The 26,810-nt window shown below is 71.1% G+C and carries 25 protein-coding genes; 17 read left to right on the forward strand and 8 right to left on the reverse strand.

The genetic code is table 11. From position 1 onward, the window contains the following. Positions 1 to 100: 100 nt before the first annotated feature. Positions 101 to 364: a hypothetical protein gene (locus J2Z33_RS06545; protein ID WP_209839114.1), complete on the reverse strand. Its 264-nt coding sequence runs from the start codon at positions 362 to 364 to the stop codon at positions 101 to 103. Beyond that, complete coding sequence (locus J2Z33_RS06550) at positions 361 to 3,138, reverse strand: bifunctional [glutamate--ammonia ligase]-adenylyl-L-tyrosine phosphorylase/[glutamate--ammonia-ligase] adenylyltransferase (protein ID WP_209839116.1); 2,778 nt, start codon at positions 3,136 to 3,138, stop codon at positions 361 to 363. Before J2Z33_RS06550 ends, J2Z33_RS06545 begins: the two co-directional genes overlap by 4 nt. Before the next feature lie 189 nt (positions 3,139 to 3,327). On the opposite strand from J2Z33_RS06550, the gene J2Z33_RS06555 reads away from it, so the two are divergent. The 5 genes from J2Z33_RS06555 to J2Z33_RS06575 all read left to right on the forward strand — a co-directional run bounded on the left by J2Z33_RS06555 (position 3,328) and on the right by J2Z33_RS06575 (position 7,483). Beyond that, complete coding sequence (locus tag J2Z33_RS06555; RefSeq protein ID WP_209839118.1) at positions 3,328 to 3,813, forward strand: DUF2852 domain-containing protein; 486 nt, start codon at positions 3,328 to 3,330, stop codon at positions 3,811 to 3,813. Positions 3,814 to 3,901: 88 nt separating this feature from the next. Then, the gene (locus J2Z33_RS06560; protein ID WP_209839120.1) at positions 3,902 to 4,369 is read left to right on the forward strand and encodes an RDD family protein; all 468 of its coding nucleotides are present in this window, start codon (positions 3,902 to 3,904) and stop codon (positions 4,367 to 4,369) included. An 88-nt stretch (positions 4,370 to 4,457) separates the two neighbouring features. Beyond that, on the forward strand, positions 4,458 to 5,276 hold the full coding sequence (locus J2Z33_RS06565; RefSeq protein ID WP_209839122.1) for an arginyltransferase: 819 nt from the start codon (positions 4,458 to 4,460) through the stop codon (positions 5,274 to 5,276). A gap of 122 nt (positions 5,277 to 5,398) precedes the next feature. Beyond that, on the forward strand, positions 5,399 to 5,938 hold the full coding sequence (locus J2Z33_RS06570) for a TRAP transporter small permease subunit (protein ID WP_209839124.1): 540 nt from the start codon (positions 5,399 to 5,401) through the stop codon (positions 5,936 to 5,938). A gap of 12 nt (positions 5,939 to 5,950) precedes the next feature. Continuing rightward, complete coding sequence (locus tag J2Z33_RS06575) at positions 5,951 to 7,483, forward strand: TRAP transporter large permease (protein ID WP_209839126.1); 1,533 nt, start codon at positions 5,951 to 5,953, stop codon at positions 7,481 to 7,483. Positions 7,484 to 7,555: 72 nt separating this feature from the next. Here J2Z33_RS06575 and J2Z33_RS06580 read toward each other — a convergent pair whose 3' ends face one another. Continuing rightward, the gene (locus J2Z33_RS06580; RefSeq protein ID WP_209839128.1) at positions 7,556 to 8,653 is read right to left on the reverse strand and encodes a TRAP transporter substrate-binding protein; all 1,098 of its coding nucleotides are present in this window, start codon (positions 8,651 to 8,653) and stop codon (positions 7,556 to 7,558) included. 220 nt (positions 8,654 to 8,873) lie between these two features. Between J2Z33_RS06580 and J2Z33_RS06585 the strand changes: the two genes are divergently transcribed. From J2Z33_RS06585 to J2Z33_RS06605, 5 genes are all read left to right on the forward strand, one after another. After that, positions 8,874 to 9,809 carry a YihY/virulence factor BrkB family protein gene (locus J2Z33_RS06585; protein ID WP_209839130.1) on the forward strand — a complete coding sequence of 312 codons (936 nt, stop codon included), beginning with the start codon at positions 8,874 to 8,876 and terminating at the stop codon, positions 9,807 to 9,809. Between the two features lie 354 nt (positions 9,810 to 10,163). Then, complete coding sequence (locus J2Z33_RS06590) at positions 10,164 to 11,915, forward strand: acetolactate synthase 3 large subunit (protein ID WP_209839347.1); 1,752 nt, start codon at positions 10,164 to 10,166, stop codon at positions 11,913 to 11,915. A 23-nt stretch (positions 11,916 to 11,938) separates the two neighbouring features. Continuing rightward, positions 11,939 to 12,505, forward strand: a complete 567-nt coding sequence (gene ilvN, locus J2Z33_RS06595) for an acetolactate synthase small subunit (RefSeq protein WP_209839132.1) — start codon at positions 11,939 to 11,941, stop codon at positions 12,503 to 12,505. A 70-nt stretch (positions 12,506 to 12,575) separates the two neighbouring features. Beyond that, positions 12,576 to 13,508, forward strand: a complete 933-nt coding sequence (locus J2Z33_RS06600) for a nucleoside hydrolase (RefSeq protein ID WP_209839134.1) — start codon at positions 12,576 to 12,578, stop codon at positions 13,506 to 13,508. Between the two features lie 40 nt (positions 13,509 to 13,548). Further along, complete coding sequence (locus J2Z33_RS06605) at positions 13,549 to 14,961, forward strand: protein adenylyltransferase SelO (protein ID WP_209839136.1); 1,413 nt, start codon at positions 13,549 to 13,551, stop codon at positions 14,959 to 14,961. A gap of 83 nt (positions 14,962 to 15,044) precedes the next feature. Here J2Z33_RS06605 and J2Z33_RS06610 read toward each other — a convergent pair whose 3' ends face one another. Continuing rightward, a complete protein-coding gene (locus J2Z33_RS06610) occupies positions 15,045 to 15,590 on the reverse strand; it encodes a peptidylprolyl isomerase (protein ID WP_209839137.1) in 546 nt (181 codons plus the stop codon). Between the two features lie 11 nt (positions 15,591 to 15,601). After that, on the reverse strand, positions 15,602 to 16,114 hold the full coding sequence (locus J2Z33_RS06615; RefSeq protein ID WP_209839139.1) for a peptidylprolyl isomerase: 513 nt from the start codon (positions 16,112 to 16,114) through the stop codon (positions 15,602 to 15,604). 128 nt (positions 16,115 to 16,242) lie between these two features. Here J2Z33_RS06615 and J2Z33_RS06620 point away from each other — a divergent pair, with 128 nt between their 5' ends. Continuing rightward, the gene (locus J2Z33_RS06620) at positions 16,243 to 17,430 is read left to right on the forward strand and encodes a phosphoglycerate kinase (RefSeq protein WP_209839141.1); all 1,188 of its coding nucleotides are present in this window, start codon (positions 16,243 to 16,245) and stop codon (positions 17,428 to 17,430) included. Here J2Z33_RS06620 and J2Z33_RS06625 read toward each other — a convergent pair. Further along, positions 17,427 to 18,398, reverse strand: coding sequence for a glycosyltransferase family 2 protein (locus J2Z33_RS06625; protein ID WP_209839143.1), 972 nt, complete (start codon positions 18,396 to 18,398; stop codon positions 17,427 to 17,429). The genes J2Z33_RS06620 and J2Z33_RS06625 overlap by 4 nt on opposite strands. A 218-nt stretch (positions 18,399 to 18,616) precedes the next feature. Here J2Z33_RS06625 and J2Z33_RS06630 point away from each other — a divergent pair, with 218 nt between their 5' ends. Next, positions 18,617 to 19,540 carry a class I fructose-bisphosphate aldolase gene (locus tag J2Z33_RS06630; RefSeq protein ID WP_209839145.1) on the forward strand — a complete coding sequence of 308 codons (924 nt, stop codon included), beginning with the start codon at positions 18,617 to 18,619 and terminating at the stop codon, positions 19,538 to 19,540. 144 nt (positions 19,541 to 19,684) lie between these two features. Then, positions 19,685 to 19,984 (forward strand): FtsB family cell division protein, encoded by a 300-nt coding sequence (locus tag J2Z33_RS06635; protein WP_209839148.1) that lies wholly within the window; start codon positions 19,685 to 19,687, stop codon positions 19,982 to 19,984. 9 nt (positions 19,985 to 19,993) lie between these two features. Here the strand turns inward: J2Z33_RS06635 and J2Z33_RS06640 are convergent, their stop codons facing one another. Beyond that, positions 19,994 to 21,025, reverse strand: a complete 1,032-nt coding sequence (locus tag J2Z33_RS06640) for a substrate-binding domain-containing protein (RefSeq protein WP_209839150.1) — start codon at positions 21,023 to 21,025, stop codon at positions 19,994 to 19,996. 389 nt (positions 21,026 to 21,414) lie between these two features. On the opposite strand from J2Z33_RS06640, the gene pdhA reads away from it, so the two are divergent. The 4 genes from pdhA (at position 21,415) to J2Z33_RS06660 (ending at position 25,921) form a co-directional block, all read left to right on the forward strand. Continuing rightward, a complete protein-coding gene (gene pdhA / locus J2Z33_RS06645) occupies positions 21,415 to 22,434 on the forward strand; it encodes a pyruvate dehydrogenase (acetyl-transferring) E1 component subunit alpha (protein WP_209839152.1) in 1,020 nt (339 codons plus the stop codon). Between the two features lie 191 nt (positions 22,435 to 22,625). Further along, entirely contained in the window at positions 22,626 to 24,026 is a 1,401-nt protein-coding gene (locus tag J2Z33_RS06650; RefSeq protein ID WP_209839154.1) for a pyruvate dehydrogenase complex E1 component subunit beta, read from the forward strand. 12 nt (positions 24,027 to 24,038) lie between these two features. Then, on the forward strand, positions 24,039 to 25,421 hold the full coding sequence (locus J2Z33_RS06655) for a pyruvate dehydrogenase complex dihydrolipoamide acetyltransferase (protein WP_209839156.1): 1,383 nt from the start codon (positions 24,039 to 24,041) through the stop codon (positions 25,419 to 25,421). 83 nt (positions 25,422 to 25,504) lie between these two features. Next, entirely contained in the window at positions 25,505 to 25,921 is a 417-nt protein-coding gene (locus J2Z33_RS06660; RefSeq protein ID WP_209839158.1) for an MliC family protein, read from the forward strand. A gap of 1 nt (position 25,922) precedes the next feature. Here the strand turns inward: J2Z33_RS06660 and cysE are convergent, their stop codons facing one another. Then, a complete protein-coding gene (gene cysE, locus J2Z33_RS06665) occupies positions 25,923 to 26,729 on the reverse strand; it encodes a serine O-acetyltransferase (protein WP_209839160.1) in 807 nt (268 codons plus the stop codon). Positions 26,730 to 26,810 lie beyond the last annotated feature (81 nt).

A 26,810-nucleotide genomic window follows, 5' to 3' on the forward strand; every position in this document is an offset into this window, starting at 1 on the left:
CCTCTCGCCTCTCGGGGCGGGACGGTCAAGGGAGCCTCACGTCCGGCGGCGCCCGTGCGGAGGAGTCGCTTGCGTATTTGGGCCACGTTGATGGGCCATCTCAGGGCGACAGGCGGCCGGCCCGGCCGCCCCGGCGTCGGGGGGGCTCGGGACGGGCGAGCGCGGCGCGCAGCACCCCGGTCATAGGGTGGTCCGTCCCGTGGCGATCGAGGAGCGCCGTCACCGCCGGGCGTGGATCGGCGCCCTCGGGCAGCGACAGGGCCCAGTCGAGGAAGATCGAGCGGCACTCCCCCTCGGTGATGCCGTCGATGCGGTAGGCCTCGCGGACGAGGCCCTTGGGGTCGTGCGGGTCGCGGTCGGTCATGCTGTCGCCTCCAGTCCGGCCTCGATCGTCCCGGCCGCGTCCCTCGCCTCGGCGGCGAGGCGGGCCTCCAGCGCGGGGAGGCTGGGCTCCCCCGTCTCGCGCAGCAGGAACCGCCGCCCGCCCTCGCCCAGCCGCGCGGGGTCGAGAGCGCCCTCGGTCAGCAGCCGCGTCGCCGCCTGCACGGTCCAGAACAGGGCGGCCGCACGTTCGAGATGCCGGGCCTCGGCCTCGCCGATCAGCCCCGCCGCCTGCCCGGCGGCAAGCTGGTCGGGCGTCGAACGCTCGGGCGACCCTGCCCGCAGCGCGAGCCCCTGCGCGAACAGCTCGATGTCGCGGAGCCGGCCGGGGCCGGACTTGGGGTCCCAGATTCCCTCGCCCGCCTTGCCCTGCGCCAGACGCGCCCGCATCTCGGCCACGTCCGGCGCGACGCGCGGATCGCCCCGGCGGCCCGCGATCAGCTCCCGGCGGAACGCCTCCACCTCGGCCGCCAGCCGTTCGGCCCCCTCGCCCGCCCCGGCGACGACGCGGGCGCGGGTCAGCGCCAGATGCTCCCAAGTCCAGGCCTCCTCGCGCTGGTAGCCCTGGAACGACGCCCAGGAGGTCGCCACCGGCCCCTGCCGCCCCGACGGGCGCAGGCGCATGTCGACCTCGTAGAGCCGCCCCTCGGCCATGGGGGCCGACAGCGCCGTGACCAGCGCCTGCGTCAGCCGGGCGAAGTAGGGCCGCGCGGCGAGCGGGCGCGGCCCGTCCGAGGCCTCCGCGGTCCCGGAGTCGTAGATCACGATCAGGTCCAGGTCCGAGGACGCCGAGAGCCGCCCCACCCCCAGCGACCCCATCCCCAGCACCACCGCCCCCCAGCCGGGGCCCGAGCCGTGGCGGCGCGCGAACTCGCCGGCCACCAGCGGCAGGACGCGGGCCAGCACCGCCTCGGCGAGGTCGGCATGATGCGCGCCGGCCTCGTCCGGGCCGGTCAGCCCCTGGAGATGGTGGACGCCGATGCGGAACCACCAGTCCTTCATCCAGCGCCGCACGGCGATGAGCTTCGCCTCGTAATCCCCTGCTTCGGCAAGCGGGCGGTCGAGCGAGGCCATCAACCCTCCACGCCCCGGCCAAGGTTCGAAGAAGCTCCCCGCGATCACCGCGTCGAGCACGCCCGCGTTGCGCGACAGGTAGCGCGCCAGCGCCGGCGAGGTCGCGGCGATCTCCACCAGCAGGCGCAGGAGGTCCGGATTCGCCTCGAACAAGGAGAAGAGCTGCACCCCGGCGGGCAGCCCGGCGAGGAACTGGTCGAAGCTCGCCAGCGCCTCCTCGGGCTGGGCGGCCTCGCGCAGGCGGCGCAGGATCTCGGGGCGGAGACGGTTGAAGATCTCGACGGCGCGCGGCGACCGCAGCGCTGGATAGGTCGGCCAGCGGGCCGTGACCTCCGCGCCGAAGCCGTCCTCGGGCGGGCGCGGCGGCTGGCCGGGGGCGAAGAAGCCCTCGGTCAACTCGTGCACCTCCTCCAGCCGCGCCGTCAGGTCGCGGCGCAGCGCGACCTCCTCCTCGCCCATCAGCGCCGCCAGCCGGTCCCAGCCCTCGGGCGTCGCAGGCAAGTCGTGGGTCTGCTGGTCGGCCACCATCTGCACGCGGTGCTCCACTTCGCGCAGGCGGCGGTAATGCGCGGCCAGCCGGTCCGTCACGTCTTGGGGCACCCAGCCCGCCGCCGCCAGCCGCCCCAATCCCTCGACGGTGCCGCGCACCCGCAGCGACGGGTCGCGCCCTCCGGCGATGAGCTGGCGCGTCTGCGTGAAGAACTCGATCTCGCGGATGCCGCCGCGCCCGAGCTTGAGGTTGTGCCCCTCCAGGGAGAACGGCCCGCCAAGCCCCTTGTGGTCGCGAATCCTCAGCCGCATGTCATGGGCGTCCTGGATCGCCGCGAAGTCGAGATGCTTGCGCCAGACGAAGGGCCGCAGCGTGTCGAGGAAGCGCCCGCCCGCCGCCACGTCGCCCCCGCAGGGCCGCGCCTTGATGTAGGCCGCCCGCTCCCAGGTCCGCCCGAGGCTCTCGTAATAGGCCTCGGCGCCCGCCATCGCCATGCAGACCGGGGTCACGGCGGCGTCGGGACGCAGCCGCAGGTCCACGCGGAACACGTAGCCGTCGCTGCGGTCCTGGAGCATCGCCGTCATCGCCCGCGTGACCTTGACGAACCCCGCCCGCAGCCCCGGATAATCCTCGCGCGACACCCGCGTCTCGTCGAACAGGCACACGAGGTCGATGTCGCTGGAATAGTTCAGCTCCCCCGCCCCCATCTTCCCCATGGCGAGCGCGACCATCCCCCCCGCCGTCCCGGCGTCCCCCGGCCCCAGCCCCGGCAGCCGCCCCCGCGCGATCCCCTCGGCCACCAGCGCCCGGATCGCCCGGTCCACCGCCAGGTCGGCGAGCCGCGTCAACGCGCCCGTCACCGCCTCCAGCTCCCACGCGCCCCCCAGGTCCATCAGCCCCGCCAGCAGCGCCACACGCCGCTTGGCCCGCCGCAGCGCGGGGCCGAGCGCTTCGGGCGGCCCCTCGGGCACCTCGGACAGCGCCGCCGCCAACGCCGCCTCGGGGTCGTCCAGCGCCGGGCCGAGCCAGTCCCCCTCGCGCGTCAGGAGGTCGGCGAGGAACGGGCTACCTCCCGCCGCGCCGAGCAGGAGGTCGCGCACCGGCCCCGCGGCCCAGGGCGGGACGGCGCGTGCCCCGCGCTCGGGGTCGAAGGGACGGGGCACGCGGGACAGGCGGTCGCGGAGGGCGGTCATGCGGCGGACTGTTCCCGGCCCGCCGCCGAAGGTCAACCAAGCACGGCCGGCAACTTTCCGCCAAGGACGCCCATCGGGCGGACTCGAATGTGAAACTCGTTCACATTCGCCCTTGATTGCCAGGGCCGCCTTTCCCATCTTCTCGATGTGAAAGATGTTCACATCAACCCGGCCCCAAAGGAGCCATCCATGACCGACCTTTCCACGTCCGCCGACTACCGGCGCCCCGGCAGGCCCTCCGTCCTCGGACAGGTCTGGTCCGGCTTCGGCCAGGCGGTGTCCTGGCTCGATGGCCACGGCCGCAAGGCCTGGATCGCCGTCACCCTCGCCGCCTTCGTTCTCGCCCCGCCGCTGGGCGTGGCCCTCCTCCTCTTCAGCATCGGAACCGGACGCATGTTCTCCCGCCACAACCGCCAGTCCTGGGGCTGCGCCTCGCGCCGCGACCGTCATGACGCCTTCCAGTCCGCCCGCATGGCGATGCGCCCCTCGGGCAACGCCGCCTTCGACGCCTACAAGGCCGAGACCCTCCGCCGCCTGGAGGACGAGCAGCGCGCCTTCGAGGACTTCCTGACCCGCCTGCGCGAGGCCAAGGACAAGGCCGAGTTCGACCAGTTCATGGACGACCGCGCCCGCAAGGCCCGCGACTCCGGCCCGGATCAGCCCGACGCCGCCTGACGCTTGCGGGGACCCTACTGGGTCCCCACATCCCCCTTCGACGGGCGGGACCTCCCCGCCCTTCCCCATGCCACAGGGATCCCTCGCCATGACCGCCCGCTACGCCCTCCGCCCCGCCCCGGTGCTCCACGGCCTGCCCGACCCGGCGCGCGAGCCCGACTTCTATGCGGGCGTCACCGTCAAGCGCGGCCTCGCCTGGGTCGTGGACGCCGGCGTGACGCTGGCGCTCTGCCTGCTGGCGCTGCCCTTCACCGCCTTCACGGCGGTCTTCTGGTGGCCGGTGCTCTGGCTGATGGTCGGCTTCCTCTACCGCTGGGCGACGATGGCGGGCGGCTCGGCCACCTGGGGGATGCGGCTGATGTCGATCACCATCCGCGACCGCGACGGCGCCCGGCTGGACCCGTTGACCGCCTTCCTGCACGTGCTGGGCTACACCGTCTCGGTGGCGGTGCTGCCGATCCAGCTCCTCTCCATCGCCCTGATGATCGGGCTCGGGCGCGGCCAGGGCCTCACCGACCTCGCCCTCGGCACGGCGGCGATCAACCGACCCGCGTAAATCCCGCGTCGCGGCCCTTGGCGGGGTGGGGGAGCCACGCTAACCTAGGTTACGCCACGCCCTCGCCAGACCCCCAACCGCTGGACCGATGCGCCATACTCTTCCGCTTGCCCCGCAGTTCTACGTCACGGCCCCGCAGCCCTGCCCCTACCTGCCCGGGCGGATGGAGCGGAAGCTGTTCACCGCCCTCCAGGGCGACCAGGCCGAGAAGCTGAACGACGCCCTGTCCCGCCAGGGCTTCCGACGCTCGCAGAACGTGCTTTACCGTCCCTCCTGCGCCGACTGCCAGGCCTGCTACTCGGCCCGCATCCGCGTCGCCGACTTCGAGCCCTCGCGCAGCCAGTCGCGCGTCCTGCGCCGCAACGCGCCCCTGCGCCGCCGTGCCTCCTCTCCCTGGGCCACCGAGGAGCAGTTCGCCCTGTTCCGCCGCTACCTCGACGGGCGCCACGCCGAAGGCGGCATGGCCGACATGGACATCTTCGAGTTCGCGGCCATGGTGGAGGAAACGCCCGTCCGCTCCCGCCTCATCGAATACCACGCCCCGGATGGCGACCTGCGCGCGGTGTCGCTGACGGACCTGCTCGATGACGGCCTGAGCATGGTCTACTCCTTCTTCGACCCCGACCGGCCCAAGGACAGCCTCGGCACCTACCTGATCCTCGACCACGTGCAGATCGCGCGCGAGCTGGGCCTGCCCTATGTCTACCTGGGCTACTGGGTGCCGGGGAGCGAGAAGATGGGCTACAAGGCCCGCTTCGGCGCGATCGAGGTCTACAAGCGCGGCCAGTGGACGCCCATCGGCGACCCGGCAGGCTACTCGGTGGACACGCACCCCCTTTCCGTCGATCCCATCGCCGAGCAGGTGGCCCGCATCCACCTCCCCGACGCCCGCCCCACCCGGGGCTGAAAGGCCCGCGCCGCCCGTAACCTTGCGGCACCGCCCTTCGGCGTGGTTGACGGACCCTGCCGTTCCGTAAGACCAAGGCCGGCAAGCGGGCCATGACGCCCGTGGCCCGACGGAGGGGGTCCATGCGCGCACTTCTCGGCCTGTCGAGGGGCATCGACCGGCTCAACACCGCCCTGGGACGCCTCGCGGCATTCCTGGTGCTGGCCGCCGCGCTCATCAGCGCGGGCAACGCCTTCATCCGCTACGCCTTCGACACCAGTTCCAACGCCTGGCTGGAGATCCAGTGGTATCTCTTCGGCGCCATCGTCCTCCTCGGCGCCGCCGAGACGCTGCGCCGCAACGAGCACGTGCGCGTGGACCTGATCTATTCCAACCTGAGCGAGCGCAGGCGGCTCTGGGTGGACGTGTTCGGCATCCTGCTGTTCCTCCTCCCCTTCACGCTGGTCCTCGCCTGGCTGTCCTGGCCGGTGGCCTGGCGCTCCTTCGTGACCGGCGAGGGCTCGACCTCGGCCGGCGGCCTGATCCGCTGGCCCTTCAAGATGCTGCTCCCCCTGGGCTTCGGCCTCCTGGCGCTCCAGGGCCTGTCCGAGCTGGTCAAGAGGCTGGCCGCGCTGCGCGGCCTCGTGGCCCTCGACACCTCCTACTCCAAACCCGAGCAGTAAGGGCCCGCACCGATGTTCGAATACGGGCCGCTGCCCCCCCTGATGTTCGCGAGCATGGTCGCCTTCATGCTCTACGGCTTCCCCGTCGCCTTCTCGCTCGGCGCGGTGGGGCTGCTGTTCGGCGCCATCGGCATCGTGACCGGCCACTTCGACCCGGCCTTCCTCCAGGCCATGCCGCACCGGATCGGCGGCGCGAACATCCTGGCCAACGACCTCCTCCTCGCGATCCCGTTCTTCACCTTCATGGGCGCGATCCTCGAACGCTGCGGGCTGGCCGAGGACATGCTGGAGGGCATGGGCAAGCTCTTCGGCCGCATCCCCGGCGGCCTCGCCTACGCGGTGATCCTGGTGGGCGCGATCCTCGGCGCGGTGACGGGGACGGTCGCCGCCTCGGTCATCACCATGGGCGTCATCGCGCTCCCCATCATGCTGCGCTACGGCTACAACGAGCGCCTCGCGACCGGCGTCATCGCCGCCTCGGGCACCATCACGCAAGTCATCCCGCCCAGCCTCGTGCTGGTGGTCCTCGCCGACCAGCTCGGCCGGCCCGTGGGCGACATGTATCTCGGCGCCTTCGGCCCCTCCATCGCGCAGGTGCTGATCTTCATGGGCTTCATCCTCGTGATGTCGCTCCTGCGCCCCCGCTCCATGCCGCCGCTCCCGCCCGAGGTGCGCGGCGAGGCGAGCCTCCGGCTGATCCTCAAGGTCATATGGGGGATCGTGCCCTCGCTGGTGCTGATCTTCCTGGTGCTGGGCACGATCTTCATGGGCCTCGCCACGCCGACCGAATCCGGCGCGCTCGGCGTCGTCGGGGCGATGGTGCTGGCCGCCCTCAACCGCCGCCTCACCTGGCCCCTGATCAGCGAGGCGATGACCACCACCGCCACCCTCACCGCCATGGTGGTCTTCATCCTCATCGGCTCGTCGATCTTCACGCTGGTCTTCCAGGGGATGGACGGCGGCGAATGGATCAAGTTCCTGCTCTCCCACCTGCCCGGCGGCCAGCTCGGCTTCCTGATCTTCGTCAACATCTTCATCTTCTTCCTGGCCTTCTTCCTCGACTTCTTCGAGATCGCCTTCATCGTCATCCCCCTCCTCGTCCCGGTGGCCGAGGACCTGGGCATCGACCTGATCTGGTTCGGGGTGCTCATCTGCATCAACCTGCAGACCAGCTTCATGCACCCGCCCTTCGGCTTCGCGCTGTTCTACCTGCGCTCCATCGCGCCCAGGTCGCTGCCGACCAAGCAGATCTACCTCGGCGCGATCCCCTGGCTGGGGCTCCAGCTCCTGCTGGTCGCCATCGTGATCTTCTGGCCGGGGCTGGTGACGGGGATGCTGGACCGCGGCCCGCAGGTGGACCCCTCGACCGTGCGGATCGAGCTTCCGGGCCAGGGCGGAACCGGCAACGCGCTGGGCCAGCCGAACTTCGGCACCCCGGCGCAGCCCGGCGCGCCCGCGCCCGGCCTCGGCACCCCGCCGGGCCTCCAGCCCCCCGCGCCCGCCGCCCCGCCCGCCGTCGGCCAGCCGAGCTTCGGCTCGCCCTGAGAGCGACCCGCGAGACAACGAAAAACCCCGGAGCACCGGCTCCGGGGTTCAGGGTCGTCGTGGCGTCAGCGATCAAAGCTGCCCGGCGTTCGCCTTCTGCATCATGAACGTGTCGTAGTTGTACTCGGCCACCTGCAACCAGGTGTACCAGTTGCCCCGGAACGCCTTGACCGAATCCCAGAGCGCCTTGAACTCCGGGTTGGTCCCGTCCAGCTCCGCGTAGACCTCGTTCGAGGCGGTGAACAGCGCCTCCATGATCTCGGGCGAGAACGGGCGAAGCTGCGCCCCCGCCGCCACGAGGTTGCGGACCGAGGTCGTGTTCAGCCAGTCGTATTTCTGGAGCATGTCGGCGTCCGCCGCCCGCGCCGCCGTGTGCAGCAGCGCCTTGTAGTTGGCGGGCAGCGCCTCGTATTGCTCCAGGTTGAACATGAAGTGGACGGTCGGCCCGCCCTCGTGCCAGCCGGGATAGTAGTAGTAGGGCGCGACCTGCACGAAGCCCAGCTTCTCGTCGTCGTAGGGGCCGACCCATTCGGCGGCGTCGATGGTCCCCGTCTCCAGCGCCGAGTAGATCTCCCCCCCGGCGATCTGCTGCGGCACGACGCCGAGCCGCTCCATGATCGAGCCCGCGAAGCCCCCGACCCGCATCTTGAGGCCCTGGAGGTCGGCCGCCGTGGTGATCTCGTTGCGGAACCAGCCGGCCATCTGGACGCCGGTGTTGCCGCCCGGCAGCGCATAAAGGCCCTGCTTGGCGAAGAACTGGTTGGCGAGGTCGATGCCGCCGCCATGGTAGTGCCAGGCGTTGATCCCCCGCGCGTTGAGCGAGAACGGGATCGCCGCCGGGACCGCCCAGGCCGGGTCCTTGCCCCAGTAGTAGTAGCTGACCGTGTGGCAGGCCTCGACGGTCCCCTCCATCACCGCGTCGGCGGCCTGAAGGCCCGGCACCAGCTCCCCGGCCGCGAAGACCTGAAGCTCGAAGTTGCCGTCGGTGGCCTCGGACAGGTAGCGGGCCAGCGTCGGCGCCCCGCCATAGATGGTATCGAGCGAGTTGGGGAACGACGAGGTGAGCCGCCAGCGCACCTGCGGCGTGCTCTGCGCCACGGCCGGCGCGGCGAGTCCGGCGGCGGCCGCCGCCCCCACCCCCGCCTTCGTCAAGAACGAACGACGATCCAAGTCCAGACCTCCCTGTGGGACCCGCGTGCCTCGCGGGCGATTATGCGTCCGCAGCTTAACGGCTCGCTTCCCTCCGGCAAGCGCCGCCTTCGGGCGTAACGCAAGGTCAGACCTCGGGAAACGCCGGCCCGCGCCGGGGTCCGCCGCGCCGGGCGGAACAGCCGGGCCGCCCGTTCGTTGCACCCGCGAACACCTGTCCGACCGCCCGAGGAGAGCCACCATGTCCGATGCCCCCGCCGCCGACGCGCCCGGAACGGGATCGGCCCCCAAGGGCGGGCGCGGCTGGTGGCGGCTCCTCGTCAACCTCTACAAGGAGATGACCGAGGACCACGTGGGCCTGATCGCGGCGGGCGTGGCCTTCTACGGCCTCCTCGCCATCTTTCCCGGCATCGTCGCCGGAATGGCCATCGCCGGCCTGGTCATGGACCCCAGCACCGTCGTCACCCAGCTCGAAGGCCTGTCGCGCTTCCTGCCCCAGGACGCCGCGCAGATCGTCATCGACCAGGCCGTCTCGGTCGCGGGGTCCGAACAGGGTGGCCTCGGCCTCGCCGCCCTGTTCGGGATCGCGGTGGCGCTCTACTCCGCCTCCAAGGGCGTCACTTCGCTGATGGAGGGCCTCAACGTCGCCTTCGAGGTCGAGGAAACGCGCGGCCTCGTCCGCTACTACCTGACCGCGCTGGCGCTGACGGTCGGGCTGATCGTCGGCTTCCTCCTCATCGTCGCGCTCCTCGCGCTCCTGCCGGTCGCGCTGGCCTTCCTCCAGTTCGGCGGCTTCACGCAGACGCTGGTGGCGATCCTGCGCTGGCCCCTGGTGCTGGGCGTCCTCGCGCTGGGCCTCGCGGTCCTTTACCGCTACGGCCCCGACCGCGGCCCCGTCCCCTGGCACTGGATCACGCTCGGCGCGGGGATCGCCTGCGGGCTCTGGCTCCTGGGCTCGCTGCTGTTCGCCGTCTACGTCCAGAACTTCGGCGCCTACAACGAGACCTTCGGCACGCTGGGCGGCGTCATCGTCCTGCTCACCTGGTTGTGGCTCACCGCCTACATCGTCCTGATGGGGGCGGAGCTGGACGACGAGATCGAGCGCCAGGACAAGGAGGCCGGCGACGCCGCTCCGCCCGTCCGCGCCGCCAAGGCCCTGACGCCGGGCGCGCGGTAGGCCATCGCAGCGAATCGTCCGGCGCGAGGATTATTTCCGGACAATGCGACGCATCCCGGGCCATTCCGCCGTCCCGGACAGCTTCCCGCCGCCACTTCAGCAACAAAGTTGCGCGACACCCCTCCCCTGCGACACTTTCTCACCCGATTCGGGTTGACGTGGGGGTGTTGCGCGATCATAAGCCCGAGCGTTCGGTGGTGGAACGCATGATAAACCCTCTCGCGGTATCTTTGGGGACGAGGCGCATGGGCCGGTGACGGCAGACCCATTCCGGTCCCCATGCGCCCCCGAGGAACCTCTCCCGGGGGCGTTTTCATGTTGAAAGGAGCGATGACGATGGACGGCACGACCCAGATGTCCCGAGAGATGACCGGCGCCCGGATGGTGATCCAGGCGCTCAAGGATCAGGGCGTGGATACCGTCTTCGGCTATCCCGGCGGCGCCGTGCTCCCCATCTACGACGAGATCTTCCAGCAGAACGACATCCGCCACATCCTGGTGCGCCACGAGCAGGCCGCCGTCCATGCGGCGGAAGGCTACGCCCGCTCCACCGGCCGCGTCGGCGTCGCCCTCGTCACCTCCGGCCCCGGCGCGACCAACGCCGTCACCGGCCTGACCGACGCGCTCATGGACTCCATCCCCATCGTCGTCCTGACGGGGCAGGTCCCGACCTTCATGATCGGCTCCGACGCCTTCCAGGAGGCCGACACCATCGGCATCACCCGCCCCTGCACCAAGGCCAACTGGCTGGTGAAGGACACCGACCGCCTCGCCGCCACGCTGCACGAGGCCTTCCACGTCGCCCGCTCGGGCCGCCCCGGCCCCGTCCTCATCGACATCCCCAAGGACGTGCAGTTCGCCACCGGCATCTACGCCGCGCGCCAGGAGCACCGCTCGCGCTACCAGCCCAAGCGCCAGCCCGACCCCGCCATGATCGAGGCCATCGTCGCCGCCATGGAAACCGCCGAGCGCCCGGTCCTCTACACCGGCGGCGGCGTCATCAACTCCGGCCCCGAGGCCACGCGCCTCCTGCGCGAGCTGGTGGCCGCCACCGGCTTCCCCATCACCTCGACGCTGATGGGCCTCGGCGCCTATCCGGCGTCGGGCCCGCAATGGCTCGGGATGCTGGGGATGCACGGCCTCTACGAGGCCAACATGGCGATGCACGGCTGCGACCTGATGCTGAACGTCGGCGCCCGCTTCGACGACCGCATCACCGGCCGGCTCGACGCCTTCTCGCCCGGCTCGCGCAAGGTCCACATCGACATCGACCCGTCCTCGATCAACAAGGTCGTCCGCGTCGATTTCCCGGTCGTCGCCGACGTGGCCGAGGCGCTGCGCGCCATCCTCGACCTTTGGACGGCCCGCGGCCGCAAGGTGAACGCCGCCGGGCTGGCCGCCTGGCAGGGCCAGGTCGCCGGGTGGCGCGCGCGCAAGTGCCTGGGCTACACGCCGTCCAAGGCGACCATCAAGCCGCAATACGCCCTCGAACGCCTGGAGGCGCTGACCAAGGGCCACGACCGCTACATCTGCACCGAGGTCGGCCAGCACCAGATGTGGGCCGCGCAGTTCCTGGGCTTCGAGGACCCGAACCGCTGGATGACCTCCGGGGGCCTGGGCACCATGGGCTACGGCTTCCCCGCCTCCATCGGCGTCCAGCTCGCCCACCCCGACGCCCTCGTCATCAACGTCGCCGGCGAGGCGTCCTGGCTGATGAACATGCAGGAGATGGGCACGGCCGTCCAATACCGCCTCCCCGTCAAGCAGTTCATCCTGAACAACGAACGCCTCGGCATGGTCCGCCAGTGGCAGCAGCTCCTCCACGGCGAGCGCTACTCGCAATCCTGGAGCGAGGCCCTGCCCGACTTCGTCAAGCTGGCCGAGGCGTTCGGGGCCAAGGGCATCCTCTGCAAGGACCCCGCCGACCTCGACGACGCGATCATGGAGATGCTGAACCACCCCGGCCCGGTCATCTTCGACTGCCTCGTGGAGAAGCACGAGAACTGCTTCCCGATGATCCCGAGCGGAAAGCCCCACAACGAGATGCTCCTCGGCGAGGCCTCGACCGAGGGCGCGATCCAGGCCGGGGGCGCGGTGCTCGTCTGAGCGCCGGGAAAAGGAACAGGACCATGGCGCTCAACATCGCGACCGGCTCCACGAGCCATTCGGCCTACGACCTCCGCTCCACCTACGGCGACGCCGTGGAGCGGCACACCCTCGCCGTCATCGTGGACAACGAGCCCGGCGTGCTCGCCCGCGTCATCGGCCTCTTCTCGGGGCGCGGCTACAACATCGAATCGCTCACCGTGGCCGAGACCGACCACGCCGGGCACCTGTCGCGCATCACCATCGTCACCGCCGGCACCCCGCAGATCATCGACCAGATCGAGGCGCAGCTCGGCCGCATCGTCGCCGTCCGCGCCGTCCACGACCTCACCGCCGAGGGTCCGGCGGTGGAGCGGGAGCTGGCGCTCCTCAAGGTGGTCGCCACCGGCGATCACCGGGTCGAGGCGCTGCGCCTCGCCGACATCTTCCGCGCCAAGGCGGTCGATTCGACGTTGGAAAGCTTCGTCTTCGAGATCACCGGCACGCCCGAGAAGGTGGACGCCTTCGCCGACCTGATGCGCCCGCTCGGATTGCAGGAGATCGCCCGCACCGGCGTCGCCGCCCTGTCCCGGGGCCCGCGGAGCGCCTGACGCGCCCGCCCGCCCTTCCCTCCCCCGCGAAACTTTGATCGAACGGCCAAGAACAAGCCGGGGGACGGGAATGCCGCGCAAGATCATCATCGACACCGATCCGGGCCAGGACGACGCCATCGCGATCCTCCTCGCGTTGGCCTCGCCCGAGCTGGAGGTGCTGGGCGTCACGGCGGTCGCCGGCAACGTGCCGCTCGCCCTCACCCAGCTCAACGCCCGCAAGGCCGTGGAGCTGTCGGGCCGCCCCGTCCCGGTCATGGCCGGCTGCGACCGCCCCCTCCGCCGCGCGCTCGAGACCGCCGAGCACGTCCACGGCAAGACCGGCCTTGACGGCGCCGAGCTGCCCGAGCCCACCCTGCCGCTGGACCCGCGCCCCGCCGTGGACTTCCTGATCGACACCCTTCGGATCGAGGCCCCGGGCACCGTCACGCTCTGCATCCTGGGGCCCCAGACCAACGTCGCCACCGCCTTCCTCCGCGCGCCCGACATCCTGCCCCGCGTGCAGGAGATCGTCCTCATGGGCGGTGGCTTCTTCGAGGGCGGCAACATCACCCCCGCCGCCGAGTTCAACATCCATGTGGACCCAGAGGCCGCCGAGATCGTCCTCAAGTCCGGCCGTCCCGTGACCTACATCCCGCTCGACTGCACCCACAAGGCGCTCACGACCCGCGCCCGCGTGGAACGCTTCCGGGCGCTCGGCACCCGCCTGGGCGAGGTGGTCGCCGGCTGGCTCGACTTCTTCGAGCGCTTCGACGTGCAGAAATACGGCTCCGAGGGCGGCCCGCTCCACGACCCCTGCGTGATCGCCTACCTCCTGCGCCCCGAACTCTTCGGCGGCCGCCTCGTCAACCTGGAGATCGAGACGGCGTCCGACCTCACGCGCGGGATGACGGTCGCCGACTGGTGGGGCGTCAGCCGCCGCCCCCCGAACGCCACCTGGATCCGCGACATCGACGCCGAGGGCTACTTCCGCCTGCTGGCGGAGCGGCTGGCGCGGCTCTAGCGCGCTTGGCCCGGGCGGGGGTCGCCCCTACATCCCTCGCATGACCCTGCACATCCCCTTCGACAACAGCTACGCCCGCCTGCCCGATCGCTTCTTCGTCCGGCAGGCCCCGGTCCCCGTGCGCGAGCCCCGCCTCCTCGCGCTCAACGCACCCTTGGCCGAGGAGCTGGGCCTCGACCCCACCGCGCTGGCGACCCCCGAGGGCGTCGCCACCCTCGCCGGCAACGCCGTGCCCGAGGGGGCCGAGCCCCTGGCCCAGGCCTATGCCGGCCACCAGTTCGGCGGCTGGAACCCCCGTCTCGGCGACGGCCGCGCGATCCTGCTGGGCGAGGTGGTGGACCGCCACGGCCAGCGCCGCGACATCCAGCTCAAGGGCGCGGGCCGCACGCCCTTCTCCCGCATGGGCGACGGGCGCGCCTGGGTCGGCCCCGTCCTGCGCGAGTTCGTGGTCTCCGAGGCCATGCACGCGATGGGCGTCCCCACCACCCGCGCCCTCTCGGCCGTCGCGACCGGCGAGACCATCCGGCGCGAGCGCGCCCATCCCGGCGCCGTCCTCGCCCGCGTCGCGGCCTCCCACATCCGCGTCGGCACCTTCCAATATTTCTACGCCCGCGACGACATGGAGGCGCTGGCCGCCCTGACCGATCACGTCCTCCAGCGCCATTACCCCGGCGCCGACGGGGCGATGGGTCTCCTGCGCGCCGTGGTGGACCGACAGGCGCGGCTGATCGCGCACTGGATGGCGCTCGGCTTCATCCACGGCGTGATGAACACCGACAACATGGCGGTGTCCGGCGAGACCATCGACTACGGCCCCTGCGCCTTCCTCGACTCCTACCATCCCGACACGGTGTTCTCGTCCATCGACTCGCACGGCCGCTACGCCTACCGCCAGCAGCCGCAGGTGGCGGCCTGGAACCTCGCGCAGCTCGCCACCGCGCTGCTGCCGCTGATGGGCAACGAAGCCGCGATCCCCGAGGCGACCGAGGTCGTGCAAGGCCTCGCCCCGACCTATGCCGCCGAATGGATCCGCCGCTTCGCCGCCAAGCTGGGCCTGCCACCCGACGACCCCGAAGTCCAGCCGCTCGCCACCCGCCTTCTCGACCAGATGGCGGCGACATGGGCCGACTTCACGATCACCTTCCGCGCGCTCACGGAAGGGACGGAGGTCCCCGCCGATCTCGCCGCGCAACCCGAGTTCCAGGCCTGGCGCAAGGATTGGGAGGCGAGGTCCCCCGACGCCACCGCGATGCGCCGCGCGAACCCCGCCGTCATCCCGCGCAACCACCGCGTCGAGGCGATGATCGAGGCCGCCGTCGCGGGCGACCTCGCGCCGCTGGAGGAGCTGCGGGCCGCCCTCGCCGATCCCTTCGACCCCGACCCGCGCTTCGACCATCTGCGCGCGCCTCCGCAGGAGGAGGAAAAGGTCCTGCGGACGTTCTGCGGCACCTGAAACCGCCCACGGCCCTTCTTTGGCTCCAAATATCCCGGGGGGTGAGGCGCGACGCGCCGAGGGGGGCAGCGCCCCCCTCCCCGTCACTCCGTCACGCGCACGTCCACCATGCGGTCCGGCTCGCCGCTCACCTCGCCGTTGCCGCCGTCGCCGCGCTTGATCGCGTCCAGCACCTCCAGGCCCTCCGTCACCTCGCCCACGGCGGTGTATTGCCCGTTCAGGTGCGGGGCGTCCGCGAACATGATGAAGAACTGCGAATTCGCGCTGTCGGGGTCCGAGCTGCGGGCCATTCCCACCACCCCCCGCGCGAAGGGCCGGTCCGAGAACTCGGCCGGCAGGTCCGGCAGGTCCGACCCGCCGGTGCCCGCCAGCGCGGCGTCCTGCCCTTCCTTGCCGAACTCCACGTCCCCGGTCTGGGCCATGAAGCCCTCGATCACCCGGTGGAAGGCCACGCCGTCATAGGCCCCCCCGTTGGCGAGCTCGACGATCCGCGCCACGTGCTGCGGCGCCACGTCCTCGAAGAGGTCGATGCGGATGGTCCCGTTCGCCTCGCCCGCCACGTCGATCTCCAGCCCCGTCGCCAGGGCGGGTGTCCCGGCAAGCGCGCAAAGAATGGCCAACGTCCTCATGGCGTCCCTCCTCATTCCTGCACGTCGGCGGCGACGCGAACCCGGATCATGCGGTCGGGGTTCGCCGGCGGCTCGCCCTTGGCGATCCGGTCCACGTGCTCCATGCCCGACACGACCCGGCCATAGACCGTGTACTGCCCGTTCAGGAAGCTGTTGTCCTTGAAGTTGATGAAGAACTGGCTGTTGGCGCTGTTCGGGTTCGACGACCGCGCCGCGCCCAGCGTGCCCCGGTCATGCGGGAGCTTCGAGAACTCGGCCGGCAGATCCGGAAGGTCCGACCCGCCGGTGCCGGCGCGGCGGGGATTGTAGTCCTTCTCCATGTTGGCGTGCTCGACATCGCCGGTCTGCGCCATGAAGCCGTCGATGACGCGGTGGAAGGCCACGTTGTCGTAGGCGCCGGCGCGCGCCAGCTCCTTCATGCGGGCCGCGTGCTTGGGCGCCACGTCCGCCAAAAGCTCGATCACCACCGGCCCGTCCTTCAGGTCGATGATGATGGTGTTCTCCGGGTCCTTGATCTCGGCCATGGGTCCCTCGCTCCTGTCCCTGGGTCTGGCGCGTGATCTAGAGGCCCCCCCGGCCAAAGCCAATCCCGCCGTTGACCTCGCCGCCGCCAAAGGCCACCTCTAGCCGCGGCAGCAGCAGGGAGGCGCGCATGGCTTGGCAATCGCTCGAACGGATGGACCTGCGGGGCAAGCGCGTGCTGACCCGCGTGGACCTCAACGTGCCGATGGAGGGCGGGCAGGTCACCGACACCACGCGGATCGACCGCATCGTGCCGACCGTCCAGGCGATCCTGGCCAGGGGCGGCAAGCCTATCCTCCTCGCCCATTTCGACCGGCCCAAGGGCAAGGTCGTGCCGTCCATGTCGCTCCGGCAGATCGTCCCGGCGCTGGAGCAGGCGCTCGGCCGCCCGGTCTCCTTCGCGAGCGACTGCGCCGGCCCCGAGGCCGAATCCGCCGTCGCCGCCATGAAGGACGGCGACGTGCTGCTGCTGGAGAACACCCGCTTCCACGCCGAGGAGGAGAAGAACGACCCCGCCTTCGCCGCCGCCCTGGCCCGGCTCGGCGACGTCTACTGCAACGACGCCTTCTCGGCCGCGCACCGCGCCCACGCCTCGACCGAAGGCCTCGCCCGCCTCCTGCCCTCCTGCGCCGGCCTCCTGATGGCCGAGGAGCTCCAGGCCCTCGACCGCGCCCTCGGCAACCCCGAGCGTCCCGTGGTCGCCATCGTCGGCGGCTCCAAGGTCTCGACCAAGCTCGAACTCCTGAACAACCTCGTCGCCAAGGTCGATCACCTCGTCATCGGCGGCGCGATGGCCAACACCTTCCTCCACGCCCAGGGCTACCCCGTCGGCCATTCCCTGCACGAGCCCGACCTCGCCGACACCGCCCGCGCCATCCTCGCCCGCGCCGAGGAGACCGGCTGCGAGATCGTCCTCCCCCGCGACCTCGTGGTCGCCAGGGAACTCGCCCCCGGCGCGGCCGAGAGCTTCGTCTCCTCCCACGACTGCCCCGACGACCTGATGATCCTCGACGTGGGCCCCCAGACCGTGAGCTACGTGGACACCGTGCTCCGGCAGGCCCGGACGCTGATCTGGAACGGCCCGGTCGGCGCCTTCGAGACCCAGCCCTTCGACGCCGGCACCCACGCCCTCGCGCTCAAGGCGGCGGACCTGACGGACGCGGGCGGCCTCGTGTCGGTGGCGGGCGGCGGCGACACCGTGGCCGCGCTGAACGGCGCGGGCGTGGCGGACCGCTTCACCTACGTCTCCTCCGCCGGCGGGGCCTTCCTCGAATGGATGGAAGGCAAGGACCTGCCCGGCGTCGCGGCGCTCGGCTAGCCCCGCCGCCGGGCGCGGCGCCGGCCCAGGAGCCCCTGCGCGCGGATGTAGGCGTTCTTGAGCCCCAGCTCCAGCATGGCCAGCGCCGCCAGCGACCGTCCGTTGAACGAGCGCGTCAGGTCGCCCCGAAGCACGCGACGCGCCTCGGCCTTCCGGTGCTCCCGAAGCAGGTGCCGGGCGTAACGGCGGGCCGAGCCCTGCCGCATCGCCCGCGCGCAGCGGACCATGGCGCGCTCGGCGGGGGTCGTGGCCGGCCGGGCCGACAGGTCGTCCATGACCTCGATCCGTATGCACTCCAGCCGCATCAGGTCGCGCGACAGGCTCCCCGCCCGGACCCGGTAGATGACCTGCGGCGGGGCCGCCGACAGCATGACCTTGAATCGCGTGAAGGCGCGCATGAACAGCAGCGTGTCCTCGGCCACCTTGTAGTTCTCCCAGGGATTCGGGCCGAACTCCCTCAACAGGGCCGCGCGCCGGAAGAAGGTCGAGGAGGGCAGGAACAGGGACCGCGAGGCGCAGGAGATGAAGTCGTAGTAGTCCGTCGCGGTGACCTCCCTCGGCGGCCCGGGCGTGGCGGTCAGATCCGGCGCGCGGCCCTCCCGCAGGGCCGAGTCGGGCACGCTCGCGAACTCGACCCCCAGCATGTCGATGGACGGATCGGCGAGGACGCCGACCGCGTAGGACAGGACGTGCGGCCCCAGGATGTCGTCCGAGTCGAGGAACAGCACCAGATCGCCCGTGGCGAGGGACAGGCCCAGGTTCCGGGCGTGCGACACGCCGGCGTTCGCGCCGGCCTCGACCAGCCGGAGCCGGGGGTCGGACAGGGTCAGGAACTCGGCCGGGGGCTGGCCGCCGTCGTTGACGACGATGACCTCCCAATCGTCACGATCCTGCCGCAGGACCGAACGCAGGGTTTCCTCCAGTGTATCCTGGTTGTTGTAGGTGGGAACGACGATGGATGACTTCATGGCCTTCTTTCGCGACGCGTCATAGGTGCCAGCTCGCGGGCAAAGGTCGGCCGGCGAGGGATGCGGAGTGATCCGGGAGGCGCCGGCACCCTAGCGGGTTCGTTTCGCTCTGGCGAGGACGCGCCCTCCCCGTTAGCGCTGCCAAGTGCTTGCCCCCCTCGCGGTCGCGGCATAACCCTTCCCCACCCATTCCCGAGCCAAGAAAGACGAGGCCCGCCATGACCATCACCCCCATCGTCCAGTCGATCCTGCGGAACTACGAAGGCGAGGCGCCCGGCGTGAAGGCCAACCTTTACCGGATGCTGATGCAGGGCCGGCTCGCGGGGACCGGCCGCATGGTCATCCTGCCGGTGGACCAGGGCTTCGAGCACGGCCCGGCGCGGAGCTTCGCCGTCAACCCCGACGCCTACGACCCGCACTACCACTACCAGCTCGCGCTCGACGCCGGCCTCTCGGCCTACGCCGCGCCGCTGGGGCCGCTGGAGGCCGGGGCCGACACCTTCGCCGGGCAGGTGCCCCTGATCCTCAAGGTGAACTCGTCGAACTCGCTGATGCCGTCCGACTCGGCCAAGACCCAGGCCATCACCGCCACCGTGGACGACGCGCTCCGCCTCGGCTGCTCGGCCATCGGCTTCACCATCTATCCCGGCAGCAGCCTGTCGCTGGAGATGTTCGAGGACATCGCCGAGATGCGCAAGGAAGCCGCCCAGAAGGGCGTCGCGACCGTGATCTGGTCCTACCCGCGCGGCGAGGATCTCGACAAGAACGCCGAGACGGCGGTGGACGTGACCGCCTACGCGGCCCACATCGCCGCCCTCCTCGGGGCGCACATCATCAAGGTCAAGCTCCCCACCGACCACGTGAGCCAGCCCGAGGCCAAGAAGGTCTACGACTCCGAGAAGATCGATGTCTCCACCCAGGCCGCCCGCGTGCGCCACGTCGTGCAGGCCTGCCTGGGCGGGCGGCGGATCGTGGTCTTCTCGGGCGGCGCGGCCAAGGGCGGGGACTCGGTGATCCAGGACGCCCGCGACATCCAGGCCGGCGGCGGCAACGGCTCGATCATCGGCCGCAACGTCTTCCAGCGCCCCCGCGCCGAGGCGGTGGCGCTCCTCGACCAGCTCGTCGGCATCTACAAGGCCTGACCGGCCACCCCGGGGCCGCCGCCGCGCGGCCCCGGGACCACGCCGATCCCATCCGCCACGGTCGGCGCTTGACACCGCGTCACCGTGTGTCACCCTCCCGCCCAGGCGCCCGCCAGAGGCGCCAAGGGGCACGAGGGCACATCCATGATCCGCAGCACGCGCGCGCCGCTGGGCTACCTGACGCTGGTCGGGCTCCTGATCCTCGCGGCGCTCTACTTCGTCTTCGCCGCCGTCCAGGGCGACTACGGCGTCTTCCGCCGCGCCGAGGTGGACGCCGAGGCGCTGGAGCTGAAGGTCCGCCTCGCCACCCTCTCCGACGAGGTCGCCCGGATGGAGAACCTGACGCGCCGCCTCTCCGACGACTACCTCGACCTCGACCTCCTCGACCAGCAGGCCCGCGACGTGCTGGGCCTCGTCCGCCCCGACGAGATCGTCATCCGTTAGGAGCGGGCCCTAGGCGCCGGCATCCGGCGCGGGCCCCGTGCTCCCCCGGACCACCAGCGTCAGCGGCAGCACCTCCCGCCCCACCGGCAACGGACCGTCCAGGATCGCCGCGACCGCCCGCTCGGCGATGCGGGCAAAGGGCTGCTCCACCGTGGTCAACGGCGGCCGCGACTCCGCGCCCTCCGGCACCCCGTCGAAGCCCGCCACCGACACGTCGCCGGGCACCCGCAGCCCCCGCGCCCGCAGCCAGCCCAGCGCCTCCAGCGCCACGAGGTCCGACATGGCCAGCAGCGCGGTCGGCGGCGCGAGCCCGTCGAACAGCGGCCCCAGCGCCTCGCCCACGTTGCCGCCGTCGTTGGCCACGGCGACGACCGGCACCGCGTCCTCCGCCAGCCCCGCCTCCGCCAGCCCCGCCCGGAAGCCGCGCGCCCGCTCGCGCACGTTGACGAATCGCGTGGCCCGCACCGCCTCCGGCGTCACCCGGCCGGCCATGTCCCCCAGCCCGATCCCCAGGATCGCCACCCGCCGGTGCCCCAGCGCCGCCACGTGCCGCGCCGCCTCCCGCGCGCCGCCGAAGTCGTCGATGTCCACCGCCGGCACGTCCGGCTCGGCGGTGTCCAGCGACAGCGCCACGAACGGCAGCCCGCGCCGCTGCGCGATCTCCACCAGCAGCTCCCGCCCGCCGCAGCGCAGCAGGAACCCATCCACCAGCGCGCTCTCGATGCTCCAGGCAACCTGCCGCCCCCCCGCCACCGACACCAGCGCCAGCCCCGCCCCCCGCGCGTCGCAGACCCGCGCCACCTCGGCCATCAGCCGCCGCGCCCAAGGGTCGGCGAAGAAGTAGTCCAGGGGCTCCGCCGCCGCGACGCCGATCGCATGGGCCTTGCCCGCCCGCAGCAGCCGCCCCTTCGGGCTCGGCCCCGCATAGCCCAGCACGCGCGCCGCCTCGCGCACCCGCTCCCGCACCTCCTCGCGCACCACCTCCGGCCGGTTGAAGACGTTCGAGGCCGTCCCCTGCGACACCCCCGCCGCCGCCGCCACGTCCCTCAGCCTGATCCCGCGCGATTCCGCCTCCCTCGTTCTCCCCGTGCTATGCCGAAACTTGGATCGATTCAACTTTTCGCTTGACGCAAGGACAACCACAGGGATATTACTTGAATCGGTTCAAGGGACACGATCCATCCTGACCGCGCATTTTGAACGACATTTCCGAACGATCATTGGTTCCAACACCTTCATTCACCTGATCCTTGCACGACCCGGACCCCCCTGCCTCCCCCCTGCGGGGCGAAGGCAGGGGCTCCCCATTCCGCAGTCCAATCCGTTAGCGCCAACATCGCTGCGCTGCGGCGTGGGTCGGCCCTCGCCAAGCCCCGAAGGCTCCGCTAAGTCCTCCTGACACCGACCAAGGTCGAGGTAGGAGAGACCCCATGGCCACCGCCACCGCCGCCCAGGCCGAGACGCCCTCCCCCGAATCGGGCGCCATCCCCAACGTTTCCAAGGACGAGCTCCTCAAGTTCTACCGCGAGATGCTGCTCATCCGCCGCTTCGAGGAGAAGGCGGGCCAGCTCTACGGCATGGGCCTGATCGGCGGCTTCTGCCACCTCTACATCGGTCAGGAGGCCGTGGTGGTCGGCTTGGAGGCCGCCGCCGAGGAAGGCGACAAGCGCGTGACCTCCTATCGCGACCACGGCCACATGCTCGCCTGCGGCATGGAGGCACGGGGCGTCATGGCCGAGCTGACGGGCCGCTCCGGGGGCTACTCGCGCGGCAAGGGCGGCTCCATGCACATGTTCAGCAAGGAGCGGCACTTCTACGGCGGCCACGGCATCGTCGCGGCGCAGGTGCCCATCGGGGCGGGCCTCGCCTTCGCCGACCGCTACCTCGGGAACGGCCGCGTGACCTTCGCCTACTTCGGCGACGGCGCGGCCAACCAGGGCCAGGTCTACGAGAGCTACAACATGGCCCAGCTCTGGTCGCTGCCGGTCGTCTTCGTGATCGAGAACAACCAGTATGCCATGGGGACCTCCGTCAAGCGGTCCACCATGTCCCGCACCTACTGGGAACGCGGCGCGGCCTACGGCATCTCCGGCGAGGAGGTGGACGGCATGGACGTCCTCGCCGTCAAGGCCGCCGGCGAACGGGCGGTCGCCCACTGCCGCTCCGGCGCGGGCCCCTACATCCTCGAAGTGAAGACCTACCGTTACCGGGGCCACTCCATGTCCGACCCCGCCAAGTATCGGACCCGCGAGGAGGTCCAGAAGATGAAGGAGGAGCGCGACCCGATCGAGCATGTCCGCGCCCTCCTCCTCACCGGCAACCACGCCACCGAGGACGAGCTCAAGGCCATCGACCGCGAGATCAAGGAGATCGTCAACGACTCCGCCGAGTTCGCCAAGGAGAGCCCGGAGCCCGACGTGGCCGAGCTCTGGACCGACGTGGTGGCCTGATGCCCCCTGTCCGGGACCGATTCGCCTTTCGCGCGGGACGGTTCGTTAAGGAACCGTTCGCGCAACGCCCGTTGCTGACACCACCTGTTCACCCCATCCGCGTAGAACAGACCCACACGAGCCGCGAGGAGCGCACCCGATTCGCGGGGACGCCCGGCGCGGCGGCAAGATGAACGACCGAAGGAGACCGCATGGCCACGAACATCCTGATGCCCGCCCTGTCTCCGACCATGGAGGAAGGCACGCTCGCGCGCTGGCTCAAGAAGGAGGGTGACGCGGTGAAATCCGGCGACATCCTCGCCGAGATCGAGACCGACAAGGCCACGATGGAGTTCGAGGCCGTGGACGAAGGCACGCTCGGCCGCATCCTCGTGCCCGAAGGGACCGAGGGCGTGAAGGTCAACGCCCCCATCGCCGTCCTGCTGGCCGAGGGCGAGGACGCCTCCGCCGCGCCCGCCCCGGCCCAGGCCGACACCACCCCGATGCCCGCCGTCCTGGCCGGCCCCGAGGGCAAGACCGAGGCCACCGCCGGCGACGCCACCCCGACGCCCGCCCCCATCCCCGCCGAGCCCAAGGCTCCGGTGACGCCCGACTACCCCGAGGGCACGGCCACCAGGACCATGACCGTCCGCGAGGCGCTGCGCGAGGCCATGTCCGAGGAGATGCGCCGCGACGAGACGGTGTTCCTCATGGGCGAGGAGGTCGGCGAGTATCAGGGCGCCTACAAGATCAGCCAGGGGATGCTGGACGAGTTCGGGGCCAAGCGCGTCATCGACACGCCCATCACCGAGCACGGCTTCGCCGGCATCGCCGTGGGTGCCGCCTTCGGAGGCCTGCGCCCCATCGTCGAGTTCATGACCTTCAACTTCGCCATGCAGGCGATCGACCACCTCATCAACTCGGCCGCCAAGACGCTCTACATGTCCGGCGGCCAGATGGGCTGCCCCATCGTCTTCCGCGGCCCCAACGGCGCGGCCGCCCGCGTCGGCGCGCAGCACAGCCAGGACTACGCCGCCTGGTATATGCAGGTCCCCGGCCTCAAGGTCGTGATGCCCTACTCCGCCGCCGACGCGAAGGGCCTGATGAAGACCGCCATCCGCGACCCGAACCCGGTGATCTTCCTGGAGAACGAGATCCTCTACGGCCGCTCCTTCGAGGTGCCCGAGATGGACGAGTTCACCATCCCCTTCGGCAAGGCCAAGATCGAGAGGGCGGGGAGCGACGTCACCCTCGTCAGCTTCGGCATCGGCATGACCTACGCGCTCCAGGCCGCCGAGGAGCTGGCGAAGGACGGCATCGACGCCGAGGTCATCAACCTCCGCTCGCTGCGTCCGATGGACCTTCCCACCGTCATCGAGTCGGTCAAGAAGACCAACCGCTGCGTCACCATCGAGGAGGGCTGGCCGCAGGGCTCGGTGGGCAACTACATCGGCAGCCAGATCATGCAGCAGGCCTTCGACCATCTCGACGCGCCGGTGATCTCGCTGACGGGCAAGGACGTGCCGATGCCCTACGCCGCCAACCTCGAGAAGCTCGCGCTCGTCACCGTGCCCGAGGTGATCGAGGCCGTTCGCCACGTCACCTATCGCTGAGGACGCCCCAAGATGCCCACGCAGATCCTCATGCCCGCCCTGTCCCCCACCATGGAGGAAGGCACGCTCGCGCGCTGGCTGGTCAAGGAAGGCCAGGCGGTGAAGTCCGGCGACGTCATGGCCGAGATCGAGACCGACAAGGCCACGATGGAGTTCGAGGCCGTCGATGAAGGCGTGATCGGCAAGATCCTGGTGCCCGAGGGCACCGAGGGCGTGAAGGTCAACCAGCCCATCGCCGTCCTCCTCGCCGAGGGCGAGGACGCCGCTGCATCCGCTCCGGCGACCCAGGCCGACGCCGGCGCAACCCCGCCCAAGGACTCGCCCGCCCCCTCCGGCGCGATCTCCGACTACTCCCTCGGCCCCGTGCCCGAGCGGACCGGCGAGGCCCCCGCCGGCGTCCTCGACGCCGCCGCCGCCAAGCCCGAGACACCCTCGACCGCCTCGGCTCCGCAAGGCGGCCGCGTCTTCGCCTCCCCCCTCGCCCGCCGCATCGCCGGGCAGAAGGGCCTCGACCTCACCGCCCTCAAGGGCAGTGGCCCCAACGGCCGGATCGTGAAGGCTGACGTGGTGTCCGCGCAGCCCGCGCCGAAGGCGGCGGCTCCCGCTCCGCAACCGGCCGCCACCCAGCCTGCTCCGAAGGCCGAGGCGCCGAAGCCCGCGTCCGCGCCTTCCGCCGACGCCATCCTGCGGATGTACGAGGGCCGCGAGTTCGAGGAGGTCAAGCTCGACGGGATGCGCAGGACCATCGCCGCGCGCCTTACTGAGGCCAAGCAGACGATCCCGCACTTCTATCTGCGCCGCGACATCCGGCTCGACGCGCTGCTCGCCTTCCGCACCCAGCTCAACGGCGCGCTGGAGGCCCGCAAGGTCAAGCTGTCGGTCAACGACTTCATCATCAAGGCCTGCGCGCTCGCGCTCCAGCAGGTGCCCGACGCCAACGCCATCTGGGCGGGCGACCGGATCGTGAAGCTCAAGCCCTCTGACGTGGCCGTCGCCGTCGCCATCGAGGGCGGCCTCTTCACCCCGGTCCTCAAAGACGCGCACCTCAAGTCGCTCTCGGCGCTCTCCTTTGAGATGAAGGACCTCGCCGCGCGCGCCCGGACCAAGAAGCTCGCCCCTCACGAATACCAGGGCGGCAGCTTCGCGATCTCGAACCTCGGGATGTTCGGCGTGGACAACTTCGACGCTGTCATCAACCCGCCGCACGGCGCGATCCTCGCCGTCGGCGCGGGCGTCAAGAAGCCGGTGATCGGCGCGAACGACCAGATCGAGGTGGCGACGGTCATGTCCGTGACGCTCTCGGTGGACCACCGAGTCATCGACGGCGCGCTGGGGGCCGAGCTCCTGCAAGCCATCAAGGACAACCTGGAGAACCCGGTCGCCATGCTGGCGTGACCGGGCGTCCTCACCGGATGACCGCCGCCAGGGGGGCGCTAGCTGTGAAGCCAGCGCCCCTTCGACGTGAAAGGATGACACCCATGCGACGGCTCCTGATCCCGCTCGCGGTCCTCGGGCTCCTGGCGGCCTGCGAGGACATGACGACCGGCCCGGCCCCGACCGCGCCGCCTCCGCCGAGCCCCCGCGACGTGGCCGGGGCTGCCATCCCGCCGCGCCAAGGCTTCATCACCTATCTCTGCTCCGATGGGACCGTGGTCCAGGCCAACTACTCCGACAATCGAGGGAAGTTCGGCATCATGAGTAACGCCAGCCGCTCGGTCCTGCTGTCCATCGACAGGCAGAGCGTGCGATTGGCCCAGAGCGTCTCGGCCAACGGCACCCGCTACATCGGCGGCGGTTACGAGTGGGTGGCCTTCGGCACCGACACGGCGAGCCTGAGCCGTGAACCACAAGGGGCCGAGCCGGTCGCCTGCCGGTCGAACGGCGGGCGGGGCTAGGTCACTCGCCGGGCACGCGATGGTCCATGGCCATGGCGGGCTGGGCGCAGCCGGCCTCGCCGACGATCCGCGCCGGCACCCCCGCCACCGTCTTGCAGGGCGGCACGTCGTGGAGAACCACGCTGCCGGCCGCGATGCGCGAGCAGGGGCCGATGCGGATGTTGCCCAGGACGTGCGCGCCGGCCCCGATCAGGACGCCGTCGCCGATCTTGGGGTGGCGGTCGCCGTCGGTCTTGCCGGTCCCGCCCAGCGTGACGGAGTGGAGCATCGACACGTTGTCGCCCACCACCGCCGTCTCGCCGATGACGATGGAATGGGCGTGGTCGATCATGATTCCCTTGCCGATCCGCGCCGCCGGGTGGATGTCCACGCCGAAGGCCTCGGAGACTCGGGCCTGGAAGAAGTAGGCCATGTCGCGGCGGCCCGCCGTCCAGAGGTGGTGCGCGACGCGATAGGCCTGCACCGCCTGGAAGCCCTTGAAGTAGAGCATCGGCTGGAGGAACGTGTGGCAGGCCGGGTCGCGGTCGCAGATGGCGACGATGTCGGCGCGGGCGGCCTGGGCGATCTCGGGCTCCCCGGACAGCGCGGCGTCCACGATCTCGCGCAGGATCTGGCCCGACATCTCGGGCGAGGTCAGCTTCATCGCGATGCGGTAAGCCAACGCGCGCTCGAAGCTCGCGTGGTGCAGGACGCTCGAATGCACGAGGCCGCCGAGCAGCGGCTCGGTGGCGATGGCGGCCTCCGCCTCCAGGCGGATGCGCGACCACACGGGGTCGAGTTCGGCCAGATGGAGCCGGGGTGTCGCCATGCCTGGGGCCTCCTGCGTTCGGCGGGAACCTAGCGCAGATAGGTGACGGGGGCCACGGTGAAAGGGGCGTTCTCCGGGCCG

The organism is Rubellimicrobium aerolatum, assembly GCF_017872975.1.
Lineage (GTDB): Bacteria > Pseudomonadota > Alphaproteobacteria > Rhodobacterales > Rhodobacteraceae > Rubellimicrobium > Rubellimicrobium aerolatum.

Coding starts and splice junctions, on each gene's coding strand:
- J2Z33_RS06620 (WP_209839141.1), top strand. CDS start 16,243: ATGGCTTGGCAATCGCTCGAACGGATGGACCTGCGGGGCAAGCGCGTG.
- J2Z33_RS06635 (WP_209839148.1), top strand. CDS start 19,685: ATGATCCGCAGCACGCGCGCGCCGCTGGGCTACCTGACGCTGGTCGGG.
- J2Z33_RS06550 (WP_209839116.1), bottom strand. CDS start 3,138: ATGACCGCCCTCCGCGACCGCCTGTCCCGCGTGCCCCGTCCCTTCGAC.
- J2Z33_RS06570 (WP_209839124.1), top strand. CDS start 5,399: ATGCGCGCACTTCTCGGCCTGTCGAGGGGCATCGACCGGCTCAACACC.
- J2Z33_RS06560 (WP_209839120.1), top strand. CDS start 3,902: ATGACCGCCCGCTACGCCCTCCGCCCCGCCCCGGTGCTCCACGGCCTG.
- J2Z33_RS06605 (WP_209839136.1), top strand. CDS start 13,549: ATGACCCTGCACATCCCCTTCGACAACAGCTACGCCCGCCTGCCCGAT.
- J2Z33_RS06625 (WP_209839143.1), bottom strand. CDS start 18,398: ATGAAGTCATCCATCGTCGTTCCCACCTACAACAACCAGGATACACTG.
- J2Z33_RS06575 (WP_209839126.1), top strand. CDS start 5,951: ATGTTCGAATACGGGCCGCTGCCCCCCCTGATGTTCGCGAGCATGGTC.
- J2Z33_RS06615 (WP_209839139.1), bottom strand. CDS start 16,114: ATGGCCGAGATCAAGGACCCGGAGAACACCATCATCATCGACCTGAAG.
- J2Z33_RS06610 (WP_209839137.1), bottom strand. CDS start 15,590: ATGAGGACGTTGGCCATTCTTTGCGCGCTTGCCGGGACACCCGCCCTG.
- J2Z33_RS06630 (WP_209839145.1), top strand. CDS start 18,617: ATGACCATCACCCCCATCGTCCAGTCGATCCTGCGGAACTACGAAGGC.
- J2Z33_RS06660 (WP_209839158.1), top strand. CDS start 25,505: ATGCGACGGCTCCTGATCCCGCTCGCGGTCCTCGGGCTCCTGGCGGCC.
- cysE (WP_209839160.1), bottom strand. CDS start 26,729: ATGGCGACACCCCGGCTCCATCTGGCCGAACTCGACCCCGTGTGGTCG.
- J2Z33_RS06555 (WP_209839118.1), top strand. CDS start 3,328: ATGACCGACCTTTCCACGTCCGCCGACTACCGGCGCCCCGGCAGGCCC.
- J2Z33_RS06545 (WP_209839114.1), bottom strand. CDS start 364: ATGACCGACCGCGACCCGCACGACCCCAAGGGCCTCGTCCGCGAGGCC.
- J2Z33_RS06585 (WP_209839130.1), top strand. CDS start 8,874: ATGTCCGATGCCCCCGCCGCCGACGCGCCCGGAACGGGATCGGCCCCC.
- J2Z33_RS06590 (WP_209839347.1), top strand. CDS start 10,164: ATGTCCCGAGAGATGACCGGCGCCCGGATGGTGATCCAGGCGCTCAAG.
- J2Z33_RS06600 (WP_209839134.1), top strand. CDS start 12,576: ATGCCGCGCAAGATCATCATCGACACCGATCCGGGCCAGGACGACGCC.
- pdhA (WP_209839152.1), top strand. CDS start 21,415: ATGGCCACCGCCACCGCCGCCCAGGCCGAGACGCCCTCCCCCGAATCG.
- J2Z33_RS06565 (WP_209839122.1), top strand. CDS start 4,458: ATGCGCCATACTCTTCCGCTTGCCCCGCAGTTCTACGTCACGGCCCCG.
- J2Z33_RS06655 (WP_209839156.1), top strand. CDS start 24,039: ATGCCCACGCAGATCCTCATGCCCGCCCTGTCCCCCACCATGGAGGAA.
- ilvN (WP_209839132.1), top strand. CDS start 11,939: ATGGCGCTCAACATCGCGACCGGCTCCACGAGCCATTCGGCCTACGAC.
- J2Z33_RS06650 (WP_209839154.1), top strand. CDS start 22,626: ATGGCCACGAACATCCTGATGCCCGCCCTGTCTCCGACCATGGAGGAA.